8 protein-coding genes and 1 pseudogene are annotated in these 9418 nt (G+C 38.3%); all 9 read right to left on the bottom strand.

Features of this window, described 5'->3' with window-relative positions; translation table 11 throughout:
- Nucleotides 1-62: 62 nt before the first annotated feature.
- Nucleotides 63-254, bottom strand: coding sequence for a hypothetical protein (locus tag ACTNCK_RS05265; protein WP_441081400.1), 192 nt, complete (start codon nucleotides 252-254; stop codon nucleotides 63-65).
- A gap of 2 nt (nucleotides 255-256) precedes the next feature.
- Nucleotides 257-1237 (bottom strand): DUF6076 domain-containing protein, encoded by a 981-nt coding sequence (locus ACTNCK_RS05260; RefSeq protein ID WP_441081399.1) that lies wholly within the window; start codon nucleotides 1235-1237, stop codon nucleotides 257-259.
- Nucleotides 1238-1641: 404 nt separating this feature from the next.
- On the bottom strand, nucleotides 1642-2088 hold the full coding sequence (locus tag ACTNCK_RS05255; protein WP_441081398.1) for a VanZ family protein: 447 nt from the start codon (nucleotides 2086-2088) through the stop codon (nucleotides 1642-1644).
- Nucleotides 2089-2316: 228 nt separating this feature from the next.
- Entirely contained in the window at nucleotides 2317-3474 is a 1158-nt protein-coding gene (locus ACTNCK_RS05250) for an acyltransferase family protein (RefSeq protein ID WP_441081397.1), read from the bottom strand.
- A 547-nt stretch (nucleotides 3475-4021) separates the two neighbouring features.
- The gene (gene tagD / locus ACTNCK_RS05245) at nucleotides 4022-4471 is read right to left on the bottom strand and encodes a glycerol-3-phosphate cytidylyltransferase (protein WP_441081407.1); all 450 of its coding nucleotides are present in this window, start codon (nucleotides 4469-4471) and stop codon (nucleotides 4022-4024) included.
- A 60-nt stretch (nucleotides 4472-4531) separates the two neighbouring features.
- Nucleotides 4532-5539, bottom strand: a pseudogene (locus tag ACTNCK_RS05240) (NAD(P)H-dependent glycerol-3-phosphate dehydrogenase); the annotation flags it as partial.
- Between the two features lie 3 nt (nucleotides 5540-5542).
- Nucleotides 5543-6991 carry an oligosaccharide flippase family protein gene (locus tag ACTNCK_RS05235; protein ID WP_441081395.1) on the bottom strand — a complete coding sequence of 483 codons (1449 nt, stop codon included), beginning with the start codon at nucleotides 6989-6991 and terminating at the stop codon, nucleotides 5543-5545.
- A gap of 24 nt (nucleotides 6992-7015) precedes the next feature.
- The gene (locus ACTNCK_RS05230) at nucleotides 7016-8155 is read right to left on the bottom strand and encodes a CDP-glycerol glycerophosphotransferase family protein (RefSeq protein WP_441081393.1); all 1140 of its coding nucleotides are present in this window, start codon (nucleotides 8153-8155) and stop codon (nucleotides 7016-7018) included.
- Nucleotides 8152-9309 carry a hypothetical protein gene (locus tag ACTNCK_RS05225; RefSeq protein ID WP_441081391.1) on the bottom strand — a complete coding sequence of 386 codons (1158 nt, stop codon included), beginning with the start codon at nucleotides 9307-9309 and terminating at the stop codon, nucleotides 8152-8154. The genes ACTNCK_RS05230 and ACTNCK_RS05225 overlap by 4 nt, the downstream gene beginning before the upstream one ends.
- Nucleotides 9310-9418 lie beyond the last annotated feature (109 nt).

The following is a 9418-nucleotide window of genomic DNA, read 5'->3' as shown; positions in this document are numbered from 1 at the left end:
TACCACACTATGTAGGAGAAGGCAATGAAAACATGTCATTTTTTCAGTATTTATGCGGCTTTTCAGCCGTTTTCATAGTGGCAACATAGGTTGGAATTCCGGGAATCCAGGATAAAACCGTCTTTCACTCCAGAATCATGACCATGATTAAACCCCAGAGAGAAGTTTGTATCCGCAACTTCGTCGATATACTTCTGTGGTCCGCCATGCTCTGATGCCGTTTTTGCTAACTGTGCGTAATCCCATTCCTTCATAATTATTTTTTCTCCTCTGAATTCACTTGTGTGTTATCTGTCAATGTTTTTTCAAATCTTTTGAGTTCGGCTCTTAGCAGGCGTTCATATCCTGAGAGGAGATCATCATCGCCTTTATCTTTTGCACGTTTTTTTGCCATTCCTAAACTAGACATTTTATTATGGTGTTCCCGCACTCCGGGGTTATTATGCCTCTCCTCTGCTCGTTTTACCTGAGATCCGATTTCCTTACAGGTTCTCGTCGGATTTTGGGGAGCAGGCGCGTCGCAATAAATACTGTCTGAGCGATTCTTTGGGATAAAATATCTCCCACAGTTGGCGCAAATCTTTACCGCTTTGCCTTCTTTTTTTAATCGGTAATATTCAACAACAAGTAATTGCAAATAATTTGTTATCTGATGCGTCTCAACTGAGACATTACCATTTCCCTTTCGTACACTGCATTTACGCTTATATAGAGTATAGAAATCTTCAGTTGACCTTTTAAAAGTGTTGGCTACATCTTGCTGAAAATCGTCTGCAGTTCCAATGGCATCCGCTGCGAGCGCATCAAAAAAAGCTGAAAGCGCTTTCAAATTATCAAAATATTCTGTATAGCACCGTTCCATAAAAGCGCCGATATTTTCAAAAGAAACATTATCTTCATGCTCACACTGTGTTAGAACGCTTTTGATAACTTCTGTGAATCCGCTTCTGAATAATTCCGTGACTACCGGCCTTTCCTCGTCTTGAACGGTTCCGTACAACCATTTAAACCCGTCAGTCACGCTTTCTATAGTAAGCGGATCCGCATATCCAGGATAATCATGAATCATCGTTTCCAGTTTTGTTGTGATAAGAAATGTTGCTTCATCAGTAATCGCCTCAAAAAGCATCCCTCCTGTGTCGTAATACTTATATATATTTTCTGGAAAGAAAACGATATTACGTTTCTCTTTCTTATTCTCATAATAGACTTCAATACCGTGTCTAATCTCAAACATTCTGTATTTCTCCTAATGCTTTAGTTTATGTTTACAAGCTTGGCCTCGCTTCTACTTCATTATATGTATAGGCTTAGCTTCAGTCAATGGGTCGAAGCCTTTCATGTTATCAAGCGATAAATGGCTTTTTTTCAGTTTCTCTATGTATTTTTTGCGAATAGTGTTTTTCTATTAAGTAAGATAAGTGTTGATTTATAATTAAAACTGATCCATGTTTAACGTTTAAAACTGACCCACCCCTGGAGATGGAAAGTACCTAGCCAGTGCAACAGCATGGAACCGTTCTACTTTTATTCTAACGTGCTGCCATAACCCCATCTACCTGTTGCCAGGATAGTCGCCACAGCGTTACTTATTCAGGATGCGGAGGAGGTACTGGCGATCGAGAAGGTGAGGAAGACCCATCACCTCTGTTTGAACTTATGCCACTCATGTCTTGCTACATACACGAGTAAGATCCCGATCAGATACCCCATCACATCGAACGGAATGTCTGTAATGTCGAATTCGCGTCCTGGAACAACGATCTTACTGAGCTGGTCACATATCGACACAACCGCGCAGAATACTACAGCCAGCAGAAAGGGACGTTTCCTGACCCACACAAGGAAGAAGAAGCTTGACGTAACTCCCATCACCAGGTACTCAACTGAATGGGCAAACTTCCGGACGAGAATGTAGAAGGCATACCAATCTGCCGTGGTGTGATTTAATTTGTTATTCACCTTCGCAATAACATTGACGAAATGCATAGCAAGCGCAGCTGACGCTGAGCCCGGTTGTAGCGTAAAGGCAATGATGAGAAGGATGGCTAAGATTAAAAGTAGGATGGAAATGTACTTTTTAAACAATAAATCAAATTCACCTCAATACATTAATAATTGTGGGGCAGGTCCCTCGTGTGCAACTTATCCTTCGCATCATCAAGAATATTATCAGTCAATTTGGCCATAACAAAGGATTTCGTAGAATCGGGACTATTTCCCATCTTAGATTCTACGCCGGATTTTCCGCGGTACGAATGCGCGGGAAAAATGGTACTATGTCGCGGAGAAGTATGCTGTTGCGGACAAACGGTATCATTCTGCGGAATGGCGGTACCCTGAGGCCGGAATATTCAAACGTGCAAGAATACGTCTCCGAACCATAATCCATACCCTATCAGCCAACAGTGGTATCGAGATTCCGACTACTGTGTAAAGAAGCCACCATGCTCCCGGAAGTTCCAGCACCGGAAAAGCCGCTATCATATACATCTTCATTCCAAGAGCAAGAACTGCAATCAAGCTGACGATCTTGAAACACAGGAAATGCATTCCGACAATCGGCACAGAATGAATGCTGATATATTGAAGAACACTTGTGAAATTCTTTGTTTTTCGAAGCATCATTCCCAGCGAATATAACATGGTCCAGCCTGCAACAGATGCAACAATCAAATACACAGGATTGGGATAATCATTGCCTGCCAGGTTAATACTGCCATGATGATACATCAGCAAAAGAACTAATAACGAAGCCGTAAACAAAATAAAAGGCTTAATTTTGGTGTTGAAAACATTGTATTTGTGAAATACATGGCCCAAGTAGATAAAACAATAATATGACAGAACTCTACTGAATCCATGAGCTGAAATTCCGCGCCTCTGACAGCAATATCCTACTACCAGAAGCAGAATAGCAACGATCAACTGTGCAAGTTCTATGTGCGAATCTTTCATTATTCTACACAACACAAATTGCAAAATCATATATAGGATCAATACAAAGAACAGCGTATTGAAGAACCAGAGTGCGCCGCCAATATCGGTTCCGCCTTGAAAAAGAAACACCTTAATGATCTCTTTTCCCGTCTTTATAACCCCCATCGGTTGCGTTAAATGCAAATACCTACCATCTATTTCTTTCGCTTCTAGGAACTCTGGATCATTGGTTAAAATATTCAACTTGATAAACAAATCATTTAAAACCAGGTACGCAACATTAAACCCAACATACGGAACCCAAAGCCCCCTAAGTTTTTTCTTAATATATACAAATATTGAATGAATATCTGCTGAATACTTCAGATTAATTAGCCATCCACTGGCAATGAAGAAAATAGCCATATGAAATAGTAAGACAAAATCTGAATACGGACCGTTGGCATGTCGAAATACCATTAAAATTATTCCAACTCCCTTAACAAAGTCAATTACACTATCTCGGTGGTACCCCCCCCTATTTTGTATACACATTACAGCTTACCTCATTCTAATAACATTATCTCTTTCTTCTCACCAGCTGCATTATATAATTGATATCTCTTATATAAAATATCGCATGTTAGCGCCGGGTTATTCTGACCATTTTGGGTCGTATTATTTTAACCATTTTCTTGACGGATTAAATCAACCACTGCGTTATTCCATGGTGCTCTTGACATGAGCCTCCTTTCGCCGAATCGGGAGACTTCCTAGGGCAATTCTACTTCGGATTTTCAATGCGGTACGCTTCCGCGGAACAGTGGTACGCTACTTCGGAATTATCAGAATAAATTTGAATGGTATCATGAAGTGGAATGTCGGTATCATTCAACTGAAAGCTGGTATCCCAAGCACGAAATACTCACCGCGTTTCTCTTTGTTAGGCAGTGGGTGCAACACTTCCATAATATTTGTAATACTTTTTTAACGGTGCCTCCCATTATGTGACGCCAATAATTTATCATCATCTGGAACACTGGTACAGGAATCCCCCAGTCTAATAAAAATTAATAAAAGGCCGAAGTGGAGGTGATAGAGCTTACTGAGGATCCGTATTCAGATCATCATGATTGGTCTTGCTATCCGCTACCTCTGCTGCATCATACAAATCATGCTTAATCTTAGAAGAGCTGACTTCCGGTGTTCTTGGAAGATAAACTACATCAACTCCCTCTTCTTTTAAGAAGTCAAACTTACCTTTCCAGTCATCACCCATAACAAAAGTGTCGATATGATACTCTTTCATATCAGTTCGTTTCTGCTGCCAGTCCTCTTCTGGGATAACAAGATCTACATACCGAATCGCTTCGAGAAGCTGTTTTCTCTGCTCGTATGAGAAGTAAGTTTTCTTATGTTTCGAGTTCCAGTTAAATTCATCCGTTGATAAAGCAACAATCAGGTAATCACCCAGCGCCTTTGCCCGTCTTAACAGATTGATGTGGCCATAATGCAACAAATCAAATGTTCCATAAGTAATAACTCGTTTCATACCAGTTTGCCTCTCATTCTTAAGTAGTGTGTGTTCAAAATTAATGTCCAGTAATGATTTTGATAGCTCTGATTTCTTATCCCGGTTCATGAGCATGTCAACGGTTTTACGCGGATTCGCACCATGATTTATGACTGCATCAACCGCTGAAATAATCGGAAGTTCAACCTTATATTGTTCAGAAAGCTCCATAGCAGCTTGAATAGCATTAATTCCTTCAACAACCATGCCGACTTCTTTTTTTGCTTCATCTGGTGTCTTCCCCTGTCCAATCAAATATCCACATCGATTGTTTCTGCTGTGAACACTTGTGGCTGTGACAATCAGATCTCCGATACCAGATAAACCATTAAAGGTTTCTTCCAAGCATCCCATCTTTACACCCAGACGCTTAATCTCGGCAATACCCCTGGTAATAAGAGCAGCTCTTGTATTGTCACCATATCCTAGTCCTGATGAAATTCCAGATGCAAGAGCAACAATATTCTTCAGTGCTCCGCAGAGCTCAACTCCCATCACATCAGTATTGGTATAAACACGCATGCAGGTATTCATGAAGATGTCCTGAACCTTTTCTGCAGTTTCCAGATCCTCACAGGCAGAAACGATGGTTGTCGGAATATCCTTTGCCACCTCTTCTGCATGAGTTGGGCCAGAAAGCGCTACCGTCTGGACTTTTTCATGCTTTCCATCTTTCGATAGTTCATCCCGGATCACCTGAGTCAAGGTATACAACGTTCCCGGCTCGATACCCTTCGCCACATCAACAATAATCTGGCCATCAGGAATGTAAGGTGTTGCTCTTCTGATCGTAGATCTTGTAAATATAGAAGGAACTGCACACAGCAGTATGTCTTTATTCGCACAGACTTCCCTGATATCCTTTGTAAACTCAACTTCTTCCGGAATAACCATGTCCGGGATATTTTTTTGCCTTCTCGCTGTGGACAGCTGATCTATTTCTTCCGGAAGTGCAGACCAAACCTGAACATCATGCCCGGACCTGCTTAACATTCTGGTTAGAGCCATTCCCCATGTTCCGGCTCCAAGGACTCCGATTCTACTCATAAATTACTTCTTTCTTAATGTCATAATCTTCTGAAGAGATTCAATGATCATCTTTCTCTTCCAGACCATAACGATAACTGTTGCTGCGATAACGCAATAGCGAATCACAGGAAATGTATATGTGAATAACATCAAGAATCCAAATGCTAAGAATACAAGCGCAAATACAATAAGGAACTTGGTATTATATGGCTTCGCACCACCCAGAAATGTATTGCAGATCTTCGTCATTACGATGTAATGGAATACAGAATAAAGGATGTAGCAGATTAATGTCGTATATGCTGCCGCAACATATCCAAACATCTTAATGCCGAAATAATTTAGGATAATATTCAGTATTGCTCCTAAAACGCTCGCTGACATGATCAATTTAGTTTTCTCATAATAAAATGCGAACTTGGCAAAAAGATCATAAGAATACAGGAAAAGCACCCCCATTGCAACCGGAGGAATACAATAGATTGCTTCATAATAAGATGCCGGAGCAAAGATCCTCACCGCTTCTGGTGCCAGCATGATCAGCAGAAGATTTACTACCGCAACAATTGCTAGAGACATATAACCGACCGGAGCCAGTGCTTTGATATCCTTATCCTTGATCTTCTGGTACATCCAGGGCGTTAGTGTATTCATCAGCGCAGTATTGAACAGCGTCATTATCATTGCAAGTGAGTAAGCCAGACTGTACATCCCGGCGGCACTATCCCCAACCATGGTATTAATCATGATGCGGTCAGAATTATTCAACACCACCTGTGATAAATAATGTGGAATCAATGGCAGATTGAATCCAACCGCGTACTTCCAGAACTGAGCAGAGTAGAACTTTTTTCCTTTCCTCATCTGCACAACAAAGCACCATGAGTAGCCCACGAGTTCAACAAGAGCAAGACCTAGGATTCTGGCTGTAACCTTGTCATCCGCATGAATAACAAGGACGATTCCAAGCAGTGGTTTGGCAAGAGAAACAAGTAATGTTACTGCCACTAGTGCCCGATAACGATAATAAACTCGCTGTTCTGTAGACCAAAAGTTAAATACGGAGCTAGTCCATACCATACATAACATAGCAAGCATCTGAACCGTAGTTAGCCCGAGCAAATGATTCCAAAACTGATGCGAGACAAGATATACTACTGTCCATGCACAAACTAATAGAAGCGTCAGCCCCTGTAAGGATGATGAAAACACTCTCCTTTCTTTATCGTATTTAATTAGCCCCTGCTGATACACTCCTGCCCATAAATTCAAACCCACGATAATGCTGGCAATTCCAAGCCATGAATTAAAAACATTAAAACGGCCATATTCTCCGGTTGTCAGTAAACGAGTAAAAATTGGCGTCGTAAGCATGGAAATGCCCTTTTGCAAAAAAGAGCAGATCAAGAACCAGAACGATGCTCTCACCTGGACTGGGAAAGATTTATATTTTGCTAATAGTTTATTCATAACGGCTTTGTTCCAAGAGTAAATTTATAGTTTTTTGATTGCTTCTACTAATCTTGGTGCAACGATTCCCTGATTTTCTTTACTATAGAAAAGATTCTTAACTTGTTCTTGCCTATCTTTATATCTCTCATTCCCGTCTAATGCATGCTGCAGTGCTGGGAGAAGCTCGTCAAAGTTTCTCGCATGAGCACCAGGGGTAACATCATCATAATTGAAATACATCTCACGATCTGCTTTTAAATAGTGTTCATAATCAAAGCAGTAGAACACAATCGGACGATCCAATAATAAGTAATCAATGTAGCAAGAAGAATAATCTGTAATTAACACATCAGTGTTATACATCAACTCCTGCGTATCAATATCATTTCTGGTTGTCAGATCAATAATATGCGGATAAGCAGAAAGATCCGAGTTTTCTTTATTATGGTAAAAATGTTTCTTTATGAGAAAAAGGCAATCATTTTTTTTACAAAAACCTTCCAGTTTCGCAAGGTCAAAAATGACATGATCTTCAATTTTTGTTTTTCCTTCATTCCGATGTGTCGGCAGATAAGAAATGAGATGTTTATATGGAATATTAGCATATGTTCTATGCTTCATGCTGCCGTCAAAAAAGCAGTCATTCCTTACTTGTCCGATTTGAATAACATGCGATTTTGATAATTTAAATGCACTTAGATATATATTAGAAATCGTCTCGCTCGTTGAGCAAACATACGACTTGCTGTCAGGCAATTTTCTTATCATTCTCTGCAATTTCTCTTTTTTTGTATTTCTCCATGAATCATACTTATCATCATAGACAATTTTCTTCAATGGTATACCATGCCACAAATTAACTAAAACTGCTCCTCCGGAATATTCATCGCATATATCATTTAATGATGTACAAGTAATATAATATTTTGCTGTTTTGCAAAGAGCAATGCCTTTTTCACTATCTGCCATTTCAACAGGATAATTGTTTGATTTCAAAAAATTATATACATTTGTATTTTTGGTTATCCATACAGCATTGATACCACAATTTAAACAATATAAATATAAATATTTAGGATTATCTGCTATTTTTTCACCAAACCAAGAGCCGAATAGCCAAATGTTTTTATCTCTTTGTCCAAGAAAGCTTTTATATAAATTCACATATTTTTTTATATTCATAGTTTGGTACTCCCAACTTTTTTTCTTCTTCGGATAGTATTACTGAATGAGTAACCAGCCAATAAAATAAACGGATTATATGCTAAATCAATTATTTGTGATTCAATGATAAAATATCCCGCCAGCATTGCCAATATTGTTATCAACGTAAAATTCTTTTCATGAATAGCATATTGCATTATTATTATTTCAAAAAGCATTAAAATGGAAAAGAAAATTACGCCATATGTTATCAATACATATAAGTAGGAATTGTCTACGTAATTATAAGTCAAGAGATTATTTCGGGTATACGCTGTCATTCCCACCCATATTATATTTGTTCCGCGCAAATTAATGCCATATTCTAGTAACGCATTTTTTCCCATTAATAGCCTGTTATTTAAGTTTAAAAAACTCCATTTAGCAGGATCACTACTATACATTCTCTGTATCCAAAAACTAAAGACTGCACATATCGGATACACAAAGACAAGTAAGCTTTTCAGTGGTTGTTTTATATCACTGATATTAAATCTTTTCACAAGATAGATGGCTAAAATGAAAATTGAAGCCAAATAGAACACAGTTCTAGTATTTGTATATATAAAGATTAAATAATTCAGTCCTTCAAATATTATCACTTCAAACAAACTGACTTTTTTTCTCAGGAAGAAGTAATAGCACAGACAAAATAAAAATACTTTTGAAATATATGTCGCATAATTATATCCCAAACTATGTCGTATTCTTCCTTCTTCAGCAGTATAAACAAGGTCTCTTACTGTCCCTGTGAATACTCCTAATAAGCATAAAGCTAGAACTATTAATTGTGCCACTAAACTTGTAAATACAACATGTTTAAAATTGGCTTGCTGTGCACAAACGATAAATAATACTAACACAATTATTGGTAGTGAATAAATTGTTCTTGTAGCATAAATTGTAAGTGGAACCACAATAGAAACAAGTATTCCATATCTAAGAGGAATTGTATTATTAAATAAAGTCAGCAATAATAATACTATAATAGCAGTATATCTTGAAACTTGAACCCAGATAGAAAATGAGCTTTGGTCAACCAATAATGTATAATTAAGCTCATTTATCAAAACATAGAATCCCCAAATAAAACAATAAGTAAAGTCAATAATATCTCTTTTTTTTACGAGCAATTGTGGTTTTCTCCTTTTCAAATGCCATTGCCATTTTATAAACATAATAATGTTAGAATTTTGTATAGTCACAAAAATAAAAGGAAATAGCCGCTCTCCTATCACAGCT

It is taken from the genome of Candidatus Weimeria sp. HCP3S3_B5, from assembly GCF_052064335.1.
Classification (GTDB): Bacteria; Bacillota; Clostridia; order Lachnospirales; family Lachnospiraceae; genus Weimeria.
The sequence above is the reverse complement of the archived record's forward strand: the minus strand, read 5'-3'. Positions and strand labels throughout refer to the sequence as shown.